Source organism: Amycolatopsis sp. NPDC004079 (genome assembly GCF_040610415.1).
Lineage (GTDB): Bacteria > Actinomycetota > Actinomycetes > Mycobacteriales > Pseudonocardiaceae > Amycolatopsis > Amycolatopsis halotolerans.
The window spans coordinates 41649-63127 of record NZ_JBEXMH010000043.1; the positions used below are offsets into that span (position 1 = coordinate 41649).

The following is a 21479-nucleotide window of genomic DNA, read 5'->3' on the forward strand; positions in this document are numbered from 1 at the left end:
TAGGCTGTGCCATGTGAGCCAGCCGATCCTGATGACCGTCGACGACGACCCCGCCGTTTCGCGGTCGGTGGCGCGCGACCTGCGTCGCCGCTACGGCAAGGACTACCGCGTTATCCGCGCGGACTCGGGTGCCGACGCCCTCGACGCACTTCGCGAGATCAAGCTGCGCGGCGACGCCGTCGCGGCGATCCTCGCCGACTACCGCATGCCGCACATGGACGGCATCGTCTTCCTGGAGAAGGCGATGGATCTCTTCCCCAACGCCCGGCGCGCGCTCCTGACGGCCTACGCCGACACCGACGCCGCGATCCAGGCGATCAACGTGGTCGACGTCGATCACTACCTGCTCAAGCCTTGGGACCCGCCCGAGGAGAAGCTGTACCCGGTCATCGACTCTCTCGTCGAGACCTGGCTCGCCGTCGGCGATCGCCCGGTGGAGGAGACGAAGCTGATCGGGCACCGGTACTCGGCGCCGTCGTTCCGGATGCGCGACTTCCTCGCTCGCAACGCCGTGCCGTACCGGTGGTACTCGGTCGACGACGAAGAGGCCAGCCGCCTCCTCCAAGCCGCTGGCGCGTGCGAGACCGACATCCCGGTGGTCGTGACACCGGACGGCACGGTGCTGAAACAGCCGTCGGGTAGCGAGATCGCCGACGCGGTGGGCCTTTCTACCCAGCCGGCGCAAGACTTTTACGACCTGGTGGTGATCGGTGGCGGCCCGGCCGGACTCGGTGCCGCGGTGTACGGAGCCTCCGAGGGGCTGCGCACCGTGCTCGTCGAGCGCAAGGCCACCGGCGGCCAGGCCGGAACCAGTTCCCGGATCGAGAACTACCTGGGCTTCCCGGACGGGGTGTCCGGCGCGCAGCTCACGGACCGAGCCCGTCGCCAGGCGCAGAAGTTTGGTGCCGAAGTGCTCACGGCTCGCGATGTCGTAGGCCTGGAAGCGCGCGGATCGAGCCGGGTCGTGACCTTCGGCGACGGATCCGAGATCGCCGCGCACTCCGTGATCCTTTCCAGCGGCGTCAATTACCGCGCGCTGGAAGCCGAGGGAATCAAGGAGCTGACCGGCCGCGGCGTCTACTACGGCTCCGCGGCGACGGAAGCGCCTGAGTGCTCGAACGACCACGTGTACATCGTCGGCGGCGCGAACTCCGCGGGACAGGCCGCGGTGTTCTTCGCTCAGCACGCCACCGACGTGACGCTGCTGGTGCGCGGCGCGTCGCTGGAGTCTTCGATGTCGCACTACCTCATCGAGCAGATCGCGGCGATCGAGAACGTCCACGTCCGCACGCACACCACGGTGCTCAAAGCTCACGGGGACGATCACCTCGAGTCCGTCACGGTCTGCAAAGACGGCGTGACCGAGAAACTGGACACGGAACACCTCTTCATCTTCATCGGAGCCGCTCCGCGCACGGAGTGGCTGGGGAAAGGCGTCCTCCGGGACGCCCACGGATTCGTCCGGACCGGCCCGGACCTCGTGGAAGACGGACGCAGGCCGCCGGGATGGGCGCTGGACCGCGATCCGCATTACCTGGAGTCGTCAGTGCCCGGCGTGTTTGTGGCCGGAGACGTGCGCTCGCAGTCGGTGAAACGCGTGGCGTCCGCCGTCGGCGAGGGCGCCATGGCCGTGACCCTGGTCCACCGTTACTTGGAGGAACAGTGACTCAGCCCGCCTTGCCGCGCGAGGAACTGCGCGGCCTGTTCTTGTTCGAACATCTCTCGGACGCGCAGCTCGACTGGATCGAGCGGAACGCGGTGCGCGAGGAGTTCAAGGCTGACTCCGTGGTGATCCGCGAGGGCGATCCGGCCACCTGCTTCTACGTCCTGCTCAACGGCGCGCTGCGGATGACCCGAGTGGTGGCCGGAGCCGAGGTCGAGATGAAGCGGTCCGACCAGCGCGGTTCCTACTGCGGTGCAACGCAATTCCTGGCCTACCAGGACAGCGAAGCCACCTACGGTGCGACGATCTACGCAGTCAGCGACCTGACTTTCCTCACGCTTCCCGCCGCCGAGTTCGCCGTCGAATTCCGGCAATGGTTCCCGATGGCGGCGCACCTGCTGGAGGGGATGTACCTCGGCTGGCGCAACACCGACGCGCTGGTGTCGTCGCGGCGCCGGCTCGTCGCCCTCGGCGAACTGTCCGCGGGGCTCATGCACGAACTCAACAACCCGGCCGCGGCCGCGGTGCGGGCGACCGCCGCCCTGCGGGAGCGGGTCGCCGGAATGCGGCACAAACTGGCGATCCTGGCGAAGAAAGACATCGATCCGGATCTGCTCGAGTTGCTGCTCGACGTGCAGGAACGCTTGGTGAAACAGGTCGGCGACGCGCCCAAGCTCACCGCGATGCAGCAGGCCGACCGCGAGGACGAGATCGGCGACTGGCTCGACGACCACGGCATCGACCAGGGCTGGGACCTCGCGAGCATCTTCGTCGCGGCCGGGCTCACTCCGAAGAATCTCGACCACGTCCTCGAATCGGTGGGCGAGGGGCTGCTCGACGGCGCGATCCGCTGGCTCGCGTACGCGCTCGAAACCGAAATGCTGATGGGCGAGATCGAAGACTCGACCAGCCGGGTCTCCACGCTCGTGGGCGCGGCGAAGCAGTACTCGCAAATGGATCGCGCGCCGCACCAGTTCATCGACGTCCACGAAGGACTCAACTCCACACTGGTGATGATGTCGGGCAAGCTCGGCGAAGGAATCCGCGTGGTCAAGGAATACGACTGCTCGATCGACCGGGTTCCCGCCTACGCGGCAGAACTGAACCAGGTGTGGACCAACATCATCGACAACGCCGTGGGCGCCATGGGCGGCGAGGGAACGCTGACCCTGCGCACCTGGCAGGTCGGCAAGCAGGTGCGCGTCGAAATCGGCGACACCGGGCCGGGAATCCCGGAAGAGGTGCGCCAGCGCATCTTCGAGCCGTTCTTCACCACCAAGGGCGTGGGCGAGGGAACCGGTCTCGGGCTGGACATCTCGTGGCGGATCGTCGTGGAACGGCATTCGGGCGACATCAAGGTGACGTCGGAACCGGGCGACACCCGGTTCGAGGTCTGCCTTCCGGTGGAGGAACAAGCGTCGCTCTGAACGCGCGCTTGCCTGCGGAGGCCCGGCATGGGACCGGGGTCTTCGGCTTCTTCGGAGCAGTTCTGCGGTGACTGTCATCGGTGGCATCCCCTCGGAGCGAATTGACGGCTCGATTCCGAGGTTAGCCGACCGCACCGACAGGATTTCGAGCTGATTTCGCGTTTCCCTTGTGCGCCAACGGTTTTCGATCTATCCCCGATCGAGTGATGATTCCGAACGGATGTTCGAGCACTCTGGATCACGGCAGTGCCGCGTCCATTGCCCGGGCCCACAAGGGGCTCGGTGGGCGCCGCTGCCGGTTCAGGGGAGGGACCGTGATCCGAATCCGGGAAGTGTCAGTGTCATTGCCGCTGTCGTCAGCCAGGTCAGCATGTCCGGCAACGGAATCCGGGCGAGCCGTCCGGGCCATTCGTCGGCTGCGATCGTCAGCGCGAGCTCGTCTTCGTCCGGACGGATTCCGGTCAGCCGCAACCCTTTCGGCAGATCCGGGAGCGGAAGCACGATCGGCCGGATCCGCTTCGGCGGACGCCTCGCCCACCGTCCGAGGCGGAGCGCGGTCGGGGTCAGCACTATTGCTTCGTCTTCGATGCCTGCGACGAGGGTCAGATGCCCCCAGCGCGGATGCTTTCGCCAGCGCACCCGGAACCCTTCCGGATGCGGCGTCGCGATCAGATCGGGACGTGCCGCGGCAACCCGATCCCGCACCACAGTCCCGCTCACTTCTATCTCGAGTTCGACAGATCCGGGAATCGCCGCTGGCGAAGGCAATCCTCGAAGCCGTACGTCCTTGGCGAGCACGGTTACGCGGCGCAGCGGAATGCGGTCGACGTCTGATTGTGCAGGCGTGTCGGCAGTCGACCGGCTTGCCGAGTCGGCTTGGCGACTGCTGGACGGCCGTCCGGAGTTCTGCCGAGAAGTCGGTTGCTCGGATTCGCGCGGTTCCGCGGTTGATGCGTCAGGTGCCGAGGTGGGCTTCCGCGTTGCGGCACCTTGGGTGGCTTCCGCGATTCGGCGATCACGGTGCGCCTGAACAGAATCCGACGATGCCGTCGTCTCTCGTGGACCGGATGGGCGTGCGGGAGTTCGGTCGTCGCCGGGCTGCTCGATGCGGCCAGTCGCAAGATCAGCCGTGTCCGGCGAGCCGTCCGTGTTGCTCGGCTCGTCAGCGGGAGGTCGCGTGCCCTTCTCGGCAGGCGCGCCGGATGAGCCCGAAGTGGTCGCGTCCTTTGTTTCACCACGCGCGTTCGACGCTGCTGCAGCCGCTGCGTATCGAGACGAGCCGGCAGTGCCGGCAAGGCTGCCAGCGCCGTGCTCAGCGGGGGCCGCCGAACTGTTCGGAACGGGCCAGTCGACGTCTTCCGCGACAATGCGGACGTCTCCCACCCGGCCGGTGGCCAGGCGAAGCGAGTCCGCCGGGTAATCGAGTTCGGTGAGGGTCAGGCCGACTTCGTGGCCTTGCACCGTTGTCGTAAGGCGACGGCCCACCAGTTGCTCGGTGACGGTCCGGGCGAGCGCGGCCGGGGTCGCGGGCACTGCGGGCAGCAGCGCCCGGCCCGCGGCGGCCAGGCCCGACAGTTCGGGCCAGGGCACCCAGGCATCGAACCATCGGCCTTCGCTCATCCGGCCATCGTATGGCTGTCCTGAGGCGACCGCTCCTCGCTGTGGCATGAGCCGCGTAGCGGAGCGGAAGGGGCCGATCACACAACCGGCCAGGCAACAGGCGACAGAGCACGTGCGGCGGCTCCGGTGATCCTGACCACCACCAGCCAAAATCCCGTGGCGGCGAGACGCTGCTGTCGCGTTCAGCACCCGGTCGGCAGGCGAGCGAACTAGGCTTGGCGAATGTCCGAACACGAGCCGGAGCCGCCCGGCATCGAGACGGTCGAGGACCGTGTCTACCGGCGGGAAGACTGGTACGCGGAGGAGTTCACGGCGCGGCGGTTCGTGCGCTGTGAGTTCCACCAGGTTGATCTCACCGAGGCCGTTACGCGCGGTGTCACTTTCCTGGACTGTGTGTTCGGGAACGTCCAGTTCAACGCTTCGCGGCACACCGACTCGGCGTTCACCGGATGCGCGTTCAAGGGGTGCAATCTCTTCGACGCCGAATTCACCGGATGCAAGCTGGTCGGCAGCCGATTTCAGGACTGCGACCTGCGGCCGTTGCGCGTAACGGGCGGAGACTGGTCTTTCGTCGGATTGAACGGTGCCGACCTGCGCGGAGTCACGTTCCAGGGCGTCCGGATGCGCGAAGCGGACCTCACCAAGGCGAAGTGCTCGGGTGCCGTGTTCACCGACGTGGATCTGTCCGGGGCGGAACTGCAGGACATCGACGTCACACGCGCTGAGCTGCGGGGGAGCGATCTGTCGTCGCTTGACCTGACCCGTGCGTCGCTGACTGGCGCGATCGTGTCCCCGGAGCAGGCAGCGGTGCTCGTCACGTCGCTCGGGTTACAGGTGCGCGGGTAGTCTCGCGTTCAGGGGCTGAGCTGTCGGGTATGTCCGGAAGGGAGCGCGATGGGAGTCGTCACGCCAGGCTTCACCGGACGCGCCCGTGGTGCCAACCCACGGCTGCCGCCAGGGCAGTATCTCGCCGAGGACTTCCCGGTTCTTTCGGCCGGGCCCACCCCTCGAGTGAGCACCGAGCGGTGGGAGTTCGCGGTGGTGACCGAAAGCGGCGAACGTCGCTCGTGGTCGTGGCCGGAATTGATGGCGCTGCCGAGCGAGAAGATCACGGTCGACATCCACTGCGTCACTCAATGGTCCAAATTGGACACTCGTTGGCGCGGCGTCTCAGTGGACACGCTCGTCGGGGACCTCGAGACAGCCGCTGATTACGTCATGGCGCATTCCTACGGCGGCTACAACACAAACCTTCCGCTCGCCGACCTCCTCAGCGGGCAGGCGTGGATCGCCTATGAATACGGCGGCAAGCCGCTCACTCCGGAACACGGCGGTCCCGCCCGGCTGCTGGTGCCGCACCTCTATTTCTGGAAGTCCGCGAAATGGGTGCGCGAACTGCGACTCGCAGCGAAGGACGATCCGGGCTTCTGGGAAGCGGCCGGCTACCACGACTACGGAGATCCATGGCGGGAACAGCGGTATCAGGGCGACTAGCGTGGCGCGTCGCCCGGCTCGCGGAGATCCGGCAGGAGACGCCGACCGCGCGCACGCTGGTCTTCGACGTCCCCGGGTGGCCAGGCCATATCGCGGGACAGCACGTCGACGTTCGTCTCACCGCGGCTGACGGCTACACCGCGCAGCGCAGCTATTCGCTCGCCGCACCGGCGAACGGAGACCGGATCGAACTGACTGTGCAGCGGGTAGCCGACGGCGAAGTGTCCGAACACCTCACCGGCCCTTACTCGATCGGAGACCCGGTCGAGATCCGCGGGCCGATCGGCGGCTGGTTCGTATGGCGTCCCACCGATTCGACTCCGGTGCTGCTTGTCGCCGGTGGTGCGGGCATTGTCCCGCTGATGTCGATGATCCGGGCTCGGCGCGACGCTGGCAGCAAAGCGCTGTTCCGGCTGGTCTATTCGCTACGTACCCCAGCGGAGCTGTACTATGCCGAGGAACTTCGCCGTCCGTACGCGGGGCTGGACATCACATACGTCTACACGCGAGAGCTTCCGGAAGGGCGCTCCGGCATTCCTCGGCGCATCGATGTGGCCACGTTGAGCACTGCCGCGTGGCCAGCTGAATTCGGTGCCACCACGTACATTTGCGGGCCGACCGGGTTCGTCGAAACTGCTGCGGACATCATGCTCGCGCTGGGGCATTCGCCGCAGTCGATCCGCACCGAGCGTTTCGGCCCCAGCCGGGACTGAGGCCGTCCACCAGTCAATGCACGGTCGGCTTGGCGAGCAGTTCGCGCAGAGTCGCGAGCAGTTCGCGACGGTCGGCGGCACCGAGTTTGCCGCGGATGCGGGCCATGTGGTGTTCGACGGTCTTGCCGGAGATGAAGAGTTTGCTGCCAGCTTGTTTGTAGGTAAGCCCGTCGACTACGAGGCGTGCGACCTCCAGCTCTCGTTCGCTCAGTGCGCTCAATCCGGTCGCCGCGCCTGGAGCCGGGGTGGAGGACTCGAGACGTCCAGTTGTGCCTTGGAACTGCCGAGCTGCTTCGAGGAGCTGGACCATCGCCTTGCGGTCCGAGGTGCGAATCGCGGCTTGGCCCGCAAGGCGGGCAGCGTCCCAGCACAGGTCCAGCTCGTGAAGCTCTGCGGCCGCTGCGGAGATTTCGCCCGGATCGAACGTGCCGCTGAGCACGGCAAGCCAGCACCCAGCCGCGCGGGCGAGCGCAGCCGGATAGCGGCCGCAGTCCGCGAAGCGGTTCAGTGCAGCCAGTTGCCGTTCCGCAGTGACTCGGTCTTCCGTGGTGATTGCGGCATGCAGTTCGTGCCAGCACAGCGAAACTGTCCACAAAGCAGGATTGCCGAGACGGTCCAGCATGGCGTGGGCGCGCTCTAGCCGCCGGGACAGCTTGGCGTGCGCACCGGTCCGAGCTGCTGCGATTGCCAACTCGCCCAACGGCAACAGCGTGAACAAGTCCACTTGCTGACGCATGGACGCCTGATACGCCCGCTCCCACGACTGTTGCAGTCCGACCAGGTCGCTGGCCCGCCGAGCGAGACCGAGTTCCAGCGTCGCGAAAAACAGTTCGTCGCGGGCTTCGAGTTTGGTACCAGCAACGGCGTCTCGGTGTTCAGTCGCGGCGGCGAGGTGGCCACCGGTCATCGCGACCCAACCGAGCAGCAGCCGGTGCCGGGTGGCGAGCAGGTCGCCGCCGACGCTGCTGGCCAGCGCTCGTTCCAGCACCGATTCTGCGAGCGCCAGTTCACCAGCATGTAGACCGGCGAGTGCGGCGAGCGCGGCCGGACTGTCCGGAAGCGGCGCGCCGCCGACGGCTGGTTCGAGCATTGCCGCTGCACCTACGAGCGTCGGCAACGCCTCTGTCCCGCAACCGAATACCGATTCCACGATCCCGCTCGCCGTTCGCGCTGCGGCACCGGTGAACAACGTCGGCGCGACGCCCGGCATCGGGACGGTGGCGACAGCTTGGCCGTCGGTGGTCTGGCCGGTTCCGACGAGGGCGATCGTGGCGAACGCATCCACCGCGCCAGGGCCCACCCAGCGATAGCTCTCGCCATTTTGTTGAGGCGACGTCGAGAAAGAGGCATTCCCGTTGGGAGCGTATGCGGTGGGTGCCGGAGCAGTGGGATCGCTCGGAGCTTCGACAACGTTCGTGCCGTGGGGGAGCGCAGAGGCCTGAGAATGTGGCGAATTGGCTGCCGTCGGGTGGTTTGCGTCTTGGCGGCTCGTTGCTGCGGCGTTGGGGTTTTCGGTGCCTGCCGGGGCGGAGCCGTTGCCGCCAGCGCTGGACGACGTGGTAGCTGCGTGTTGACGAGACCAGTTATCCGTGGCCGCAGCCCAGCGGTACAGCTCTGCGGTTCGAGCCAGTTCGCCGCGGTGGGCCAAGACTGTCGCGGCGATCTCCGCGCCGGCGGCTCGTGCTTCGGGGTCTTCACCGGACAGCATGCCGTCGCCTAGGCGGAGGGCGGTGTCCAGATCCCCGGACAGCGCGGCGGCGCGGGCCCAGCCAGTAGTAGTCGCGGCGTCGCGGGCACCGGCTTCGGCTGCGGCTTCGAAGAGGCGTGCGGCGTGCTTTGGATCGGTGGGGAGCGCTTCGCCTGCTGCGGTTGCGAATGCGGTGGCTGCGGAGGCACCAGAGCTGCCGGCGTCGAGGAGCGAGGTCGCGAGATCGAGTACGGGCAGGCCGCGGGTCAGCTGTGCTTCCACGAGTTGTTGCAAAACCGCGAGGCGACGGGCAGGCGGACCATAAGCGCGCACCGCTTCGGCGGCGGCAGGCAGGAGGATGTCTTCAGCATCAAGGAGACCGGTAGCGCGGGCTCCGTCGACGACTTCGGGAAGTTCGTCCGGTGTGCGCTCCAGCAAGGAACAGAGCAGGTCGAGGTTGCGCGCCGCGCCGGCTTCGGCGGCGATGAGGTAGCGGAGGACGTTGTCGTCGAGTGCGGCCAGTTCGGCGCGGAAGTCGGCGAGGTGGGCGGTTACGACGCGTTCTACGAGGCGAGGGACGCCGCCGGTGCTGGCGTGCAGAGCGGAGGCGTCCGCGGTGCGGCCGGTGAGTTGTTTCGCGAGCTTGCCGACTTCGTCGACGGTCAGCGGCGGCAGCAGCAGCGTTTCGCCGAGGGCCCGCAATGCTTGCGCGCGCGGATTTGGACGGTGTGCCACCACGAGCGGCCCCTCTTTGGCGGCGGCGAGCCTGGTGAGCCTGGTCAAGTCATCGTCGTCGAGCTGGTCGGCGTCGTCGACGACGGTTGCCTCGATGCCTGCCTCGCGGTAGCTGCGGTCGAGGGCACCGAGCAAGGCAGTCTTGCCGTAACCGCCCGGGGCCACGACAACGAGCCGGACTGGGGCCGCGGGGGTGTCGGCGAGTTGTTCAAGGAGGCGGCGGGCTGCGGGGTGGACGGCGTCGTTGCCGGTTTTCGCCAGCAGTGCGTTCAACAGTGACCTTCACCGGAGGGAGCTGTGGCTGGGTGGGCGCACGAACTCAGGACAGGGGGACGGGGAGAAGCGGGTTCCTTGTCCGCGGTCGCTTCGTGTGACGTGAGGACCGCGATCAGGATCGAGGAGCTGACCGCCAGCACGGCCGCCGCGGCGGCGAGTGGTCGCCAGCGACGCATCAGTTTGGCAGCGCCCTCGGGCTCCGGCAGTGTGAACGGAGTGATTTCCACCGGCGGCCGCTCGGGTCTCTCGGGAAGTTCGGGTTCTCGGTCGACTCGCGGCAGCAAGGTGGTTTCGGGGGCGGGGGCCTCCCGCCGTGCGAGGGGCCTCGTCCGCTGGCTGGCGAGGATCGCGGCGCCGATGGCGGCCGTATCCGCAGGTTGAGGGCCGGTGAAAAACGGGCAGGGCAAACGTCCGGGGCGGACGCCCTGGCTCGGTTCGCCGCAGAACACGATGCCGGCCAGCGACTCCGGGGTGACGTTCGCCGCCTGTGCGAGGCCGAACGCGGTCGTGATCGCGGCACCCGGGGCGACGCCTTCGGTGCTGGTCCGGGCGATCCATCCGCTGGCTCCCGAAGCGGTCGCCAAAGTGACGGTGACGCCGTCCGGGCCGAACTCGCACACCGCGGCCGTCCGGTCGCCCGCGCCGGGCTCCGGGAGGTGTGCGTAAAGCGCGGCGACCGCACTGGGAACGAGGGTGACCGCGTTGAAACCAGACTCCGCGAGCGACTGGCGCAGGAGGTCACGCCGGTAACCGCCCCAGTCACCGGGGTGGGTGACGACGAGCTGGCGCGGCGGTCCGCCGGTCTGGCTGGCCGCGACGTCGGCGATGCCTTCGACGAAGACTGTCGTCAGGGATTCCGGCGTGAACGGTTCGCTGCCGATGAATACCGGCACGTCGTCCCCGACGCGGCGGTGGAAGCCGGTGATCAGCCGGGACGGCACGGCGGCACCAGCTTGTGTGGCCGCATCGCCGGTGAGCAGGTATCCCTCGTCGTCGAGGAAGAGTGCGGTCGCGGTCGCCGGAGACGTCTCGCCCAGCCACAACGGCTCGGGATCGTCCCACCGGTCACCTTGCCTGCGACGGAGCGCGGCGTGGGTCCGGGCAGCGCCGAGGTCGATGCCGAGCACGTAGGGCACCGCCGCTTCCTCCCTTCGTCGCAGTCAGGGTTCGGCCAAGGGGCGTAACTCACTCAACGGATACGCATCCTCACCCGTTCGGGTCAGACGGGCAAGGGTGGGGTGGGATTTAACCCAACCGGGTTCCGCGTGTCCGATCCCCTAACTCCCTAACGATCTCATATCGACCCCCTAACGGCTGAGCGAGGCGCGACTGGGTGTAAACCCCGATGTGAGCGGGGGTGCCCCGTCCCTACCTTGGGCGCCACGCCCGGCCGGGGAGGGCCGGGCATTCCCCCGTAATCGCGACAAGTGGAGATCCCCCAATGGATTCGGTGCAGACTCTGCACGACTTCACGCTCACCTTGCTCCAAGACCCGTCCGCGCTCGCCGCTTTCGGCCAGGACCCGCAGGCCGCGCTGGCCGCTGCCGGGCTGGGCGACATCAGCGCCGCCGACGTGAACGAGGTCGCGCCGCTGGTGCTCGACTACGTCCCGGTGGACCACCTGGCCTCTCTCGGTCACCTGCCCCAGGCGGGCGACCTGACCACTGCGCTCGGCGACGGCCCGCAGGGCGCGATCGAGCAGCTGCAGGCGCTCACCGCTTCGCTCGGCGGTGCGGCCGCGTCCGCGGGTGCGCCTCAGCTGCCGGGTCTCGGCGAGCTGCCGGCGGTGCCGGGCTTGGGCGAGCTGCCGGGTCTCGGCGAGCTGCCGGGCGCGGGTGCGCTGCCGGCCGTCGGCGACCTGCCCGGTCTCGGCGAACTGCCCGTCGTCAGCGACGTGGCCGGTGCTTCGGCGCTGCCCGCGGCCGGTGACCTGCCGGGCCTTGGCGAACTGTCGGCGGTGCCGGGTCTGGGCGAGCTCCCGGGCGTTGGCCAGCTGCCTGGTCTCGGCGAGCTGCCGGGTGCCGGTTCCCTTCCGGGTGTCGGCGAGCTGCCGGGTGTCGGCGACGTCGCCAGCGCTGTTCCGGCGCTGCCGGTGGCCGGCGAGCTGCCGTCGGTCCCGGCTGTGCCGGGTCTCCCGGCCGCTCCGGCTCTGCCCTCGGTGCCGGGCGTCGGCGACGTGCAGAACGCTGCCGCGTCGGTGACCGCGCTGGTGCAGAACCCGACCAGTGCACTCGCCCTGGGCAACGACCTGGCCAGCGGGCTGGACTCCAGCGCCGTCGCGCAGGCGAGCGGGCAGGCGGCCGCCGCGGCTGACGGTGCCGTCTCGCAGGTGCAGCACGTCGGCGGCGAGCTCGCCGCGGCTTCGCCGGTCAACGTCAGCGACCTGCCGGTCGCGAACTCCGGCGCGCAGGTCGCCGACCACGCGACCGAGGCTGGCGGCGGGATCGCCGGGCACGTCAGCGACGCTGTCGGGACTGTCACCGACAACGTCGGCAGCCTGAGCAACACGCTCAGCGCCGACGGCCTGAACCACGCCGTCAACGGTGTGACCCAGCAGGCGCACTCGCTCATGTCGCACGGCGACGCCGAGCGTTCCGACGCCGCGACTGAGACGCACACCGGGACCGACGCCGGCGTCGGCATGGTGCACGACACCGTGTCGACGGTTTCCGACCTCGGGCACCAGGGCCTCGGCCTTGACCTGCACGGCGGTGCGGAGACCTCGCACGGCGGCGGTGAGCTGCACATTTCCCTCTGAGCAAGGGTAATTCGGGAGTGGCTCCGCGGTCTGGGTGCGACCGCGGAGCCACCACCCGGTTCGGATACTCCCCGTACACAGGGGACACTGGTTCGCCGTGACGGCTCCAGCTTGGCTCGAAGTGCTCGCCGAGACCTCGGACGCCTGCCGGACGCACGGCCGCGAAGACTTGGCCCAGCGCCTTCGCCGGCGTCAGGACCGGCCGCCGGGAGGCACGCGCGTCGCGGTGCTCGGCTTCCCGAAACAAGGCAAGGGTTACCTGGTCAACGCGGTGCTCAACGCGCCGGTCTGCCCGGTCGGCGACGCGGCGACACCCGCAGTGCCGATCGAAGTCGCGTACGCGGCCGAACCCGGCGCGACGCTCGTCGGACGCGCTGACGAACGCATGCCGGTCGAGATCGAGAAGCTGACCGGCGAGGTCGGCGCACGGCCGGCCGGGTCGCTGCGGCGGGTCGAGGTCGGGGTCCCGCGCGATTTGCTGTCCGCGGGCCTGGTGCTCATCGACACTCCGGCGATCGGTGACCCCAGGTCGCCTCGCACGGCTGCCGCTCTCGACGTTCTCGCGGACGCCGACGCGGTCATTCTCGTTTCCGACGCCGCCGCTCCGCTGGATCAGGCCGAGCTGGCGTTGGCGCATCACATCCGGACGTGGTGTCCGCACGTGGTCATCGCGCTGACCAAGATCGATGTCAGCGCCGGGTGGCGCACGGTCGCCGAACAGAACCGGACCGCGTTGTCGTCGGCGGGGATCGACTCGCCGGTGCTGCCGGTGTCCGCGACGGTTCGTTTCGCCGCGGCCAAGGGCGGCGATCAAGACCTCAACGCGCGGTCCGGATTCCCGGAGCTGCTTTCGTGGATCGCGACACAGGTGTCGCGGCCGGCGGAGAGCACGGCCGCATTGCTTGCCGCGGTGAGCGTGCGAGCGGCGGCAGCGGAGCTGGTCGAGACATTGCGCGCGCGGGCCGAAGCGGCGGGGCAGGAAGCAGGCGTCGACCAGACGACGCTGTTGCAACGCTCCCAACGTCGCGCCGACGAGCTGCGCCGGCGCAACAGCCGCTGGCAGAACCTGCTGTCGGACGAAATCGCCGACCTGCAGTCCGACGCCGAGTACGACCTGCGCGAACGCACCCGGAAGATCGTCGAGACGATCGACGAGACCTTCGACCGCGGCGACCCGGTGAAGGTGTGGGACGAGTTTGGGCCGTGGCTGGACAGCACGCTCGCGGAAGCGGTCGATACGACTTATACGTTCACGGCAGAACGCGCCGAGTGGATCGCCCAGGCAGTGGCGGTGAGCTTCGGCGCGCAGTACGACCTGCCGGAACTGGCCTTGATCGACTCCGGTGTGGACCAGATCGCCGAGGTTCGGCAGCCGCGGATCGAGCGGTTCAAGATCGGGCAGAAGGCGTTCACCGGGTTGCGCGGTTCGTACGGTGGCGTGCTGATGTTCGGCCTGGTGACCGGGTTGGCGGGACTGCCGTTGATCAACCCGGTGTCCATCGGCGCGGGCGTCGCGTTCGCGGCGAAGACGATCAGCGACGAGGGCGGCATGCGGCTGCAACGTCGGCAGGCGGTGGCGAAGATGACCGCGCAACGGCATGTCGACGACGTGTTCTTGCGCTTCAGCAAGGAATGCCGCGATGCGATCCGCCATGTGCAGCGTCGGTTGCGGGACCACTTCACTGAACTCGCGGACGGTCTTGCCGACGAGCTGACGCGGGAACGCGAGATGATCATCGCCGGATCGGCCGAGCGGGAGCGGCGCAGCGCGTCGCTGCGACGGGAGATCGACCGGCTCGCGGGGTTGCACAAGCGGGCTGGGGAGTTGGGGATGCTGGCTAATCGGACGCCGAAGGAGTTGCCTGCGTGACCTCGGCTGACTCGGCCTGTTCGGGTAGTGCTGGGCGTTTGCGGGCGGGGCTTGGGGATGCAGGCCAGCCGGGCACCAGAAGAGTTGTTCGCTTGACCTCGACTGAGTGCGGCGTGTTCCGCTAGCGGCTTGGTGGGTGGGAATGCTCGCTGGTCGGGTGCCCAGGGAGTTGCCCGCGTGACCTCGGGGGATGGCTAGGTGCGGCTTGCTCAGGCAGGGCAGAGGGCTTTGCGGGCTGGCGAGCGGGATGCTGGCTAATCAGGTGTCTGCAGAGTTGGCTGCGCGACTTCGCGGGGATGGTTGGGCTTTAGCGGTGCGGGCGGCTCTGCGGGCTGGGAGTTCGCGTGCCGACCGGGCCCGAGGAACTGCCTGCGTGACTTCGGCGGGGATGGCCGGATGCGGCGTCTTTGGTTGTGCGGATGGCTTTCCTCGGGATTGGTTGAGTGAGCTGAGTCTTCGGCGGGGTTCGGTGCTGGCTGGATGAGGCGCGGAATCTGAGCCTTGGGCTGGTGGTTGCCGAGCGGGGTTCCGCATCGTGGGAGTCAGTTGGTCCGCTGAGGCGTTTTGCCGCGGTGAACGTGGTTTGGTGAGCTGGCATCAGTTTGCGTGGTGGAGCAGTTTCGGTGGTTGGTTGGCGAGTTGTGGTTTGGGTTGGCGGGGTTGAAACGCTTCGGTCGCCGGAGCTGAGGCGGAGGTGCTCTTGCGTGGTGGTTCGGCTGCGGGGAACGTGGCCTTCTTGGGCGGTTGAGGCGTTTCGGGAGTTGGTGGCCGGATTGGCGATGGCCGGATTCGGTGGTCGGTGAGCGGGAGGTCGCCGGGTAGTCGAGGATGTGCGGGACTGTGCTGGGCGGCGTGAGTCGAGTGAGGAGTGGTGTCGCGCGTGGTTGAGGACGTTCGGGCGCTTCTGGCGGATGCTTGTGCGTACTACCGCGACAGTCCGCGGGCTTCGGCGTTGCTGGGGGAAGCGCTTGATCATCTTGATGAGCCGCTTCGGGTGAGCATCGGAGGGACTGCGGGGACGGGGAAGTCCACGCTGGCTGCGGCGTTGGGCGATTGGCCGACGCGGGCGTTGCGGGATCTGGAGTTTCTCGACGCGCCGCATCCGTCGACGCTCACTGACGCATCCGTACGACTGCTGCGTCACCTTGAGCCCGAGCAGTTGGCGACGCTGCGTCCGACAGCGCCTTCAGCGTTCGCGCGACAGACGGCCGTCGACACGATCCTTGTGCTTGCGCGCGCGGACGAAACAGGCGCGGGGCGGATTGACGCACTGCTGACTGCGAAGCAGATTGCGCGGCGCGCGTGGCGCGAAGATCCGCTGTGCAGTGGATTCCAAGGCGTGATTGCGGTGGCGGCGCAGCTTGCGTACGGGGCGCGCGCGTTTACTGATGACGAGTTTGAGCTTCTCGCGGCCTTCGCTGCTGTACCGCGTGAGGAGTTGGAGCGGTACCTGCTGTCAGTGGATTCGTTTACTGATCCGGCGTTTCCTGGACCGGTGTCGGTCGAGACGCGACGGTCGTTGGTGGTGCGCTTCGGGCTGTTCGGGGTGAAGCTCGCGCTGACGTTGATCCGAACGGGCTGTGACGACCGGGTGAAGCTGTCGACGGAACTGGTGCGGCGTAGTGGTCTTGGCGAGCTTCGCGACACTATTGCGGGGTGTTTCGCCGCGCGTGCGGACGCGTTGCGTGCGCGGACGGCGTTGATTCGGCTGGAGACCGTCTTGAACGCGGAGCCTCGGCCGCACAGTGATCGGCTTGCGGCGCGGGTTGAGCGGTTTTCGGCTGGTGCGCATGACTTTCGCGAGTTGCGGCTGATCGCGGACATTCGCGGCGGGCGTACCGCGCTGGCGGGAGAGTCGGCGGAAGAAGCTGTGCGGCTGCTGGGCGCGGAGGGAACGCAGCCGGAGGAGCGGTTGGGGCTCGCGGCGGGTACGGATCCGCGCGAGATGTACGAAGCCGGTCTCGACGCGGTGATGCGATGGCGTCATGAGGCGGAGCGGCCGGACCGGGCGCTGGCGGAGCGCGCGGCGGCGCAGGTTGTGGTGCGCAGTGCGGAAGGGCTGCTGGCGCAGTTCGTGTGACTCGGGCAGTCGTCCAGGGCAGTTGCCCTGGACGGTCGACCGGGTTGGTTGGCGGGACAACTGACCGGGGCTAGTGATCAGGGCAGTCGACCGGGGCGGTTGACCGAGACAACTGCCAGGACGACTGCTCAGGGCGATTGATCAAGGCGGTAGGCCGGGGCGGCTGATCAGAGCAACGGCTGACCAGCGCGGGCGGGCAGGACAACTGCCCGGGGCGGCTGCCCAGGGCATGTGCGCAGGGCGACTGCCCAGGACGACTGCCCAGGACGACTGCCCGGGGTGATTGACCAGGGCAGATGATCAGGGCGGCTGCCCAGGGCGATTGACTAGGGCGGTCGTCCGGAGGTGCGGAGACTCAAGCGTTGCCCAGCACCCGTCCGATGGTGAGTTCCAGGACGACTCGTTGCGGGTTCTCTCGCGGCTGCCGGTACCGCTGGGCGTAGCGCTCTTCGGCGTCGCGGACCGAAACAGCGTCGTCGAGGAGACGGATTCGGCCTTCCAGCGTGGACCAGGTCCGGCCTTCGAACTGGCACACCGCGGCGGCCAGGCCGGTGTCGCCGGCGGCGCGGATGAGGCGGGCCTTGTACGACGTGCCGGAGGCGATCACGCGGGCGAGGCCCTGTTCGAAGTCGACTGTCACGCCTACCGCGACTACGTGCGGCGTTCCGTTCGGGCGCACCGTCGTGAGCGACGCGAGCCGCCGTTCGGTCCAGAACTGGCGGAAGCCCTCGTCGAGTGTCATGTCCGCACGCTAGACGAGACAGGAATTCAACTGCTTGTTGACCTCTTTAACAACCAGTTGTAGCGTCCCGCGGAACCAACGACGTCCTGGAGGTTCCGCATGTCGTCGCTTCGTTCCCGTGCCTGGCAGGCCGTTCTGCTCGGCGGCTTGCTCGCGTTCGCTACCGCTTGTGGAGGAGGTCCTGACGGGGCTGGCGGCGGGCAACCACAAAAGCAGAGCGCTGTTCCGGACAACGCCGCGTTGCTCGGCTCGATCAAGGCTGACCCGCAGGTCGCCGGGGCATTGCCGCCGGCGGTGGCGCAGGCCAAGACGTTGCGGCTGGCGTCCAATATCCAGTCGGCGCCGAACAACTTCTACGCCGCGGACGGCAAGACGCCGATCGGCTACGAGGTCGATCTGGCGAAGGCGGTCGGGGCGAAACTCGGGGTGACCGTCGCGTACCAGGATCTCGCGTTCGGTTCGCTGATCACGAGTCTGCAGTCCGGCCGCGTCGATCTGACCATGGCGGCGATGAACGACACCAAGGAACGGCAGAAGCAGATCGACTTCGTGGACTACTTCTCGTCCGGCATCACGATCATGATCCGCAAGGGCAACCCGGACGGCATCACCGGGCCGGACACGTTGTGCGGCAAGAACGTGGCAGTCGTACAGGGCACCAGTCACCAGAAGTTCGCCACCGCGCAGAGCGCGAAGTGCACGCAGGCGGGCAAGTCAGCGATCACGGTGACCGCGACCGACAGCGACAACCAGAACCAGAATCAGCTGCGTACCGGTCGCGTCGCGGCGATTCTCAACGACCTGCCGAGCGCGGTCTACATCTCGCGCACCGCGGGCGACGGCAAGTTCTTCGAGGTCGTACCTGGCCAGCCGATTGAGGGCGGGCCGTATGGGATGGGGTTCGCGAAGAGCAACGCCAAGCTGCGTGACGCCGTCAAGCAGGCGTTGCAGTCGCTCGTCGCCGACGGGACGTACGGCAAGATCCTGCAGTCCTGGGGCGTCGAGCAGGGTGCGGTCAAGGAGGCGGCCGTCAATGGCGGAAGCTGAACCGCTGCCGATCGTCCGGCTGCGGCATTGGGGTCGCTGGGTCAGCGCGGCGGTGATCGTCGCACTGCTGGTGCTGCTGGGTTTCGCGCTCGCGCAGGCGCAGATCGAGTGGAGTTCGGTACCCGACTTCGTCTTCTACCGAGTGATGGCGCTCGGGCTGCTCAACACCGTCGTGCTGGCGGTGATCGCGCAGGCGGTCGCGATCGTGCTCGGCATCCTGATCGCGTTGCTGCGGCTCAGCGCCAACCCGGTCGCGAAGTGGTTCGCGGCGGCCTACATCTGGCTGTTCCGCGGGCTTCCGGTGCTGCTTCAGATCCTGATTTGGTACAACCTGGCCCTGATCTTCCCGACGGTCTCGATCCCGCTGCCGTTCGGCGGCTACCTCGTCCACGAGCCGACGAATGTGCTGATCAGCGCGTTCACCGCGGCACTGCTCGGACTGGCGCTGAACGAGAGCGCGTACATGGCGGAGATCGTCCGCGCCGGGCTGACCAGCGTCGACACCGGGCAGACCGAGGCGGCGAAATCCATCGGCATGACGCCTGGCGCGACGCTGCGCCGGGTCGTGCTGCCGCAGGCCATGCGCGTGATCATCCCGCCGACCGGCAACGACTTCATCAACATGCTCAAGGGCACGTCGATGGCGTCGGTGATCGGCGTGACCGAGCTGATCCACGCGGCCAACAACATCTCGTCCAACAACCTGCTGGTGATGGAGACGCTGATCGCGGCGGCCATCTGGTACATGGTCGTGGTGACGGTGGCGGGCATCGGCCAGCACTACCTTGAACGATCGTTCGGGGCGGCTGACCGGAGTCCGGTGGCGCGGGCCGGGAAGGCGCTCAAGGGGATGCCGTTGGTGAGGGGTGCGCGTGTCTGAGCCGCTGCTGAAAGCTGTCGGGGTTCGCAAGAACTACGGGCACACCGAGGTGCTCAAGGGCATCGACCTGGAGGTCCATAAAGGACAGGTGGTGTGCCTGCTCGGGCCGTCCGGGGCGGGCAAGAGCACGTTTCTGCGCTGTCTCAACCACCTCGAGACGATCGACGGCGGCCAGGTCTGGGTGGACGGCGAGCCGATCGGGTTCAAGCTGCGCGGCGGCAAGCTGTACGAGTTGCGGGAGAAGGACGTCGCACGGCAGCGCCGGGACATCGGCATGGTTTTCCAGCGGTTCAACCTGTTCGGGCACCGGACGGCGCTGGAGAACGTGGTCGAGGGACCGGTGCGGGTGCTCGGCGTCGATCCGGCGCGGGCCCGGAAAGAGGCGCTGGACCTGCTCGACCGGGTCGGGCTCGCGGACCGAGCGGGCGCTTACCCAGGGCAACTGTCCGGCGGGCAGCAGCAGCGCGTCGCGATCGCGCGGTCGCTGGCGATGAAGCCGAAGCTCATGTTGTTCGACGAGCCGACGTCCGCGCTGGACCCGGAGTTGGTAGGGGAGGTGCTCGCGGTGATGGGTACGTTGGCTCGGGAGGGGATGACGATGGTGGTCGTGACGCACGAGATGGCCTTCGCCGCGGAGGCCGCCGACGAGGTGGTGTTCCTCGCCGACGGCGCGGTGGTCGAAACCGGGCCGCCGGAGCGCGTGCTGAAGGCGCCGGAACACGAGCGGACGCGGCAGTTCCTCGCGCGGGTCCTCTCGTGACCCGGATCCCGCCCCGGTACCTGCTCCAGTTCGACGAGCCCGCCGGCTACCTGGACTTCGCGCGGTTCGGGCCGCCGTCGCACACCGTCTTAGACACCACCGCGCGATTGCTGGAGGCGACGACTAAGGCCGGTCCGTCCACTGTGGACGAGCTGATGCGGCAGGAGATCCGGGCGAAAGCAGCGGCCGCGCGGCTCTGCGGCAGCGACACCGACCACACGGTACTGCTGCCGCACACCAGCCTCGGTTTGTTCCAGGCGGCTTTCAACAGTCACGGCGAAGTGCTCGTTTCGGCCGCGGAGTTCCCGGCCAACACGTACCCGTGGGCGCGCGCCGAGCAGGCCGGAAGAGTGCGGATGCGGCGGCTGGAAGGCGGTTACGTCACCGCTGATCGCCTCGCGGAAGCGCTCACGCCGGAAACCACGGTCGTTTCGGTGAGCGCCGTCGACTTCCGCACCGGCTACCGGGCCGATCTCGCCGCGTTGCGCGAGGTGGTGGGCGACCGGCTGCTGGTGGTCGACGGGATCCAGGGTTTCGGGGCCGTCGACGCGCCGTGGGAGGTCGCCGACGTACTCGTGGTCGGCGGGCAGAAGTGGCTGCGGGCGGGCTGGGGCACCGGGTTCGCGGTGCTGTCGGACCGGGCGCTGGCGCGGATGGACCCGATCCTGTCCGGCTGGACCGGCGCGCGCGACCCCGGTCTGTTCGACAACGAGATCCACCCGGCCGACCCGACCGCGGCGAGCTGGTCGATCTCGAACCTCAGCCCGGTCACGTCCGGAGCGTTCGCGGCCGCGCTCGAACTGGTCGAGGAAACCGGAGTCGCGGCGATCGCTGGCCGGATCGATGAACGCGTCGGCGAGTTAGAGGAAGTGCTGCGTTCGTTCGGCGCGGAGATCGTGTCGGCGACTGAGCGACGGGCCGGGATTCTCGCGTTCTCTTTGCCGGACAAGCCAGCGGAGCAGGTCGGGGCGGCGTTGACGGCGGCGGGGATCGCGGCGACGGTCCGTCCGGAACATGTCCGATTGTCGCCGCACGCGTCGACCCCGGTGGCGGCTGCCGATCTCGTGCGGGATGCGCTGGAAACGTTGATCCGGCCGCGCCGGGTCGTACCGGTCGCGTCGGCTTCGGGCACGGCGACGCATGAGCTGCTCACCGCGTTGATTCCGGCGGTGGACGGGCTGGCGGCGATGCTCGGGCCGGGCAACGAGGTGTTGCTGCACGACCTGTCACGGCTGCCGGATTCGATCGTCGCGATCGCGGGGAGGCTCACCGGCCGCTCGGTCGGCGGGCCGATGACGGATCTGCTGCTCGGGCTCGTCCGTCGCGGCACGACGCAGGACCTGACGAACTACCGCACGCACAGTCCGGACGGTCGCGAGATCCGGTCGTCCACATTGTTCCTGCGGGACGCCGAGGGTACTGCGATCGGTTGTCTGTGCGTGAACAGCGAGCTTCCCGCAGCGGCGCAGACGTCAGAGGAGCGGCGGGAGGAGACGTTCCTGCCGGACGTCGACAGCCTGCAGCGGTTCCTCGTCGGGCGGGCGATCGGGAAATCCGGGATTCCGGTGGAGCTGATGAAGAAGCGGCACAAGTCGGCGGTGGTCCGGGAGCTGGACGAGGCCGGATACTTCTTGATCAAGGACGCCGTGGACCACCTGGCCGGGCAGCTCGAGGTGACTCGGTACACGATCTACAACTACCTCAACGAAATCCGGGCCGGATAGCCG

General features: G+C 68.1%; 16 protein-coding genes. 12 read left to right on the forward strand and 4 right to left on the reverse strand.

The annotated features are described in order from the left end of the window. Positions 1-13: 13 nt before the first annotated feature. Positions 14-1666 carry an FAD-dependent oxidoreductase gene (locus tag ABZX37_RS33630; protein ID WP_354746446.1) on the forward strand — a complete coding sequence of 551 codons (1653 nt, stop codon included), beginning with the start codon at positions 14-16 and terminating at the stop codon, positions 1664-1666. Further along, positions 1663-3090, forward strand: coding sequence for an ATP-binding protein (locus ABZX37_RS33635; protein ID WP_354746448.1), 1428 nt, complete (start codon positions 1663-1665; stop codon positions 3088-3090). The genes ABZX37_RS33630 and ABZX37_RS33635 overlap by 4 nt, the downstream gene beginning before the upstream one ends. Positions 3091-3390: 300 nt before the next feature. Here ABZX37_RS33635 and ABZX37_RS33640 read toward each other — a convergent pair whose 3' ends face one another. Next, on the reverse strand, positions 3391-4710 hold the full coding sequence (locus ABZX37_RS33640) for a hypothetical protein (protein ID WP_354746449.1): 1320 nt from the start codon (positions 4708-4710) through the stop codon (positions 3391-3393). A 222-nt stretch (positions 4711-4932) separates the two neighbouring features. Here ABZX37_RS33640 and ABZX37_RS33645 point away from each other — a divergent pair, with 222 nt between their 5' ends. The 3 genes from ABZX37_RS33645 to ABZX37_RS33655 are packed head-to-tail and all read left to right on the forward strand — an operon-like array spanning position 4933 to position 6917. Then, positions 4933-5556, forward strand: coding sequence for a pentapeptide repeat-containing protein (locus tag ABZX37_RS33645; protein ID WP_354746451.1), 624 nt, complete (start codon positions 4933-4935; stop codon positions 5554-5556). A 48-nt stretch (positions 5557-5604) separates the two neighbouring features. Further along, entirely contained in the window at positions 5605-6204 is a 600-nt protein-coding gene (locus ABZX37_RS33650; RefSeq protein WP_354746453.1) for a sulfite oxidase-like oxidoreductase, read from the forward strand. Further along, positions 6174-6917, forward strand: coding sequence for a ferredoxin reductase (locus ABZX37_RS33655; RefSeq protein WP_354746455.1), 744 nt, complete (start codon positions 6174-6176; stop codon positions 6915-6917). Before ABZX37_RS33650 ends, ABZX37_RS33655 begins: the two co-directional genes overlap by 31 nt. Positions 6918-6930: 13 nt before the next feature. Here ABZX37_RS33655 and ABZX37_RS33660 read toward each other — a convergent pair whose 3' ends face one another. Together ABZX37_RS33660 and ABZX37_RS33665 are read right to left on the reverse strand one after the other, a co-directional pair. Continuing rightward, positions 6931-9612 carry a helix-turn-helix transcriptional regulator gene (locus tag ABZX37_RS33660; RefSeq protein WP_354746457.1) on the reverse strand — a complete coding sequence of 894 codons (2682 nt, stop codon included), beginning with the start codon at positions 9610-9612 and terminating at the stop codon, positions 6931-6933. Further along, positions 9609-10751: a molecular chaperone DnaK gene (locus tag ABZX37_RS33665; RefSeq protein WP_354746459.1), complete on the reverse strand. Its 1143-nt coding sequence runs from the start codon at positions 10749-10751 to the stop codon at positions 9609-9611. Before ABZX37_RS33665 ends, ABZX37_RS33660 begins: the two co-directional genes overlap by 4 nt. Positions 10752-11056: 305 nt before the next feature. Here ABZX37_RS33665 and ABZX37_RS33670 point away from each other — a divergent pair, with 305 nt between their 5' ends. The 3 genes from ABZX37_RS33670 (at position 11057) to ABZX37_RS33680 (ending at position 16323) form a co-directional block, all read left to right on the forward strand. Continuing rightward, a complete protein-coding gene (locus tag ABZX37_RS33670; protein ID WP_354746461.1) occupies positions 11057-12373 on the forward strand; it encodes an IniB N-terminal domain-containing protein in 1317 nt (438 codons plus the stop codon). Positions 12374-12470: 97 nt separating this feature from the next. Next, complete coding sequence (locus ABZX37_RS33675; protein WP_354746463.1) at positions 12471-14243, forward strand: dynamin family protein; 1773 nt, start codon at positions 12471-12473, stop codon at positions 14241-14243. 880 nt (positions 14244-15123) lie between these two features. After that, on the forward strand, positions 15124-16323 hold the full coding sequence (locus ABZX37_RS33680) for a GTPase (RefSeq protein ID WP_354746465.1): 1200 nt from the start codon (positions 15124-15126) through the stop codon (positions 16321-16323). Positions 16324-16678: 355 nt separating this feature from the next. On the opposite strand, the gene ABZX37_RS33685 is transcribed toward ABZX37_RS33680, so the two are convergent. Beyond that, a complete protein-coding gene (locus tag ABZX37_RS33685; protein WP_354746467.1) occupies positions 16679-17065 on the reverse strand; it encodes a pyridoxamine 5'-phosphate oxidase family protein in 387 nt (128 codons plus the stop codon). 99 nt (positions 17066-17164) lie between these two features. On the opposite strand from ABZX37_RS33685, the gene ABZX37_RS33690 reads away from it, so the two are divergent. Genes ABZX37_RS33690 through ABZX37_RS33705 form a run of 4 tightly spaced genes read left to right on the forward strand, consistent with a single transcriptional unit; the run spans position 17165 to position 21476 of the window. Beyond that, a complete protein-coding gene (locus tag ABZX37_RS33690; protein WP_354746469.1) occupies positions 17165-18112 on the forward strand; it encodes an ABC transporter substrate-binding protein in 948 nt (315 codons plus the stop codon). Continuing rightward, on the forward strand, positions 18099-18992 hold the full coding sequence (locus ABZX37_RS33695; protein ID WP_354746471.1) for an amino acid ABC transporter permease: 894 nt from the start codon (positions 18099-18101) through the stop codon (positions 18990-18992). The genes ABZX37_RS33690 and ABZX37_RS33695 overlap by 14 nt, the downstream gene beginning before the upstream one ends. Then, positions 18985-19752 (forward strand): amino acid ABC transporter ATP-binding protein, encoded by a 768-nt coding sequence (locus tag ABZX37_RS33700; protein WP_354746473.1) that lies wholly within the window; start codon positions 18985-18987, stop codon positions 19750-19752. The genes ABZX37_RS33695 and ABZX37_RS33700 overlap by 8 nt, the downstream gene beginning before the upstream one ends. After that, a complete protein-coding gene (locus tag ABZX37_RS33705; RefSeq protein WP_354746475.1) occupies positions 19749-21476 on the forward strand; it encodes an aminotransferase class V-fold PLP-dependent enzyme in 1728 nt (575 codons plus the stop codon). The genes ABZX37_RS33700 and ABZX37_RS33705 overlap by 4 nt, the downstream gene beginning before the upstream one ends. Positions 21477-21479 lie beyond the last annotated feature (3 nt).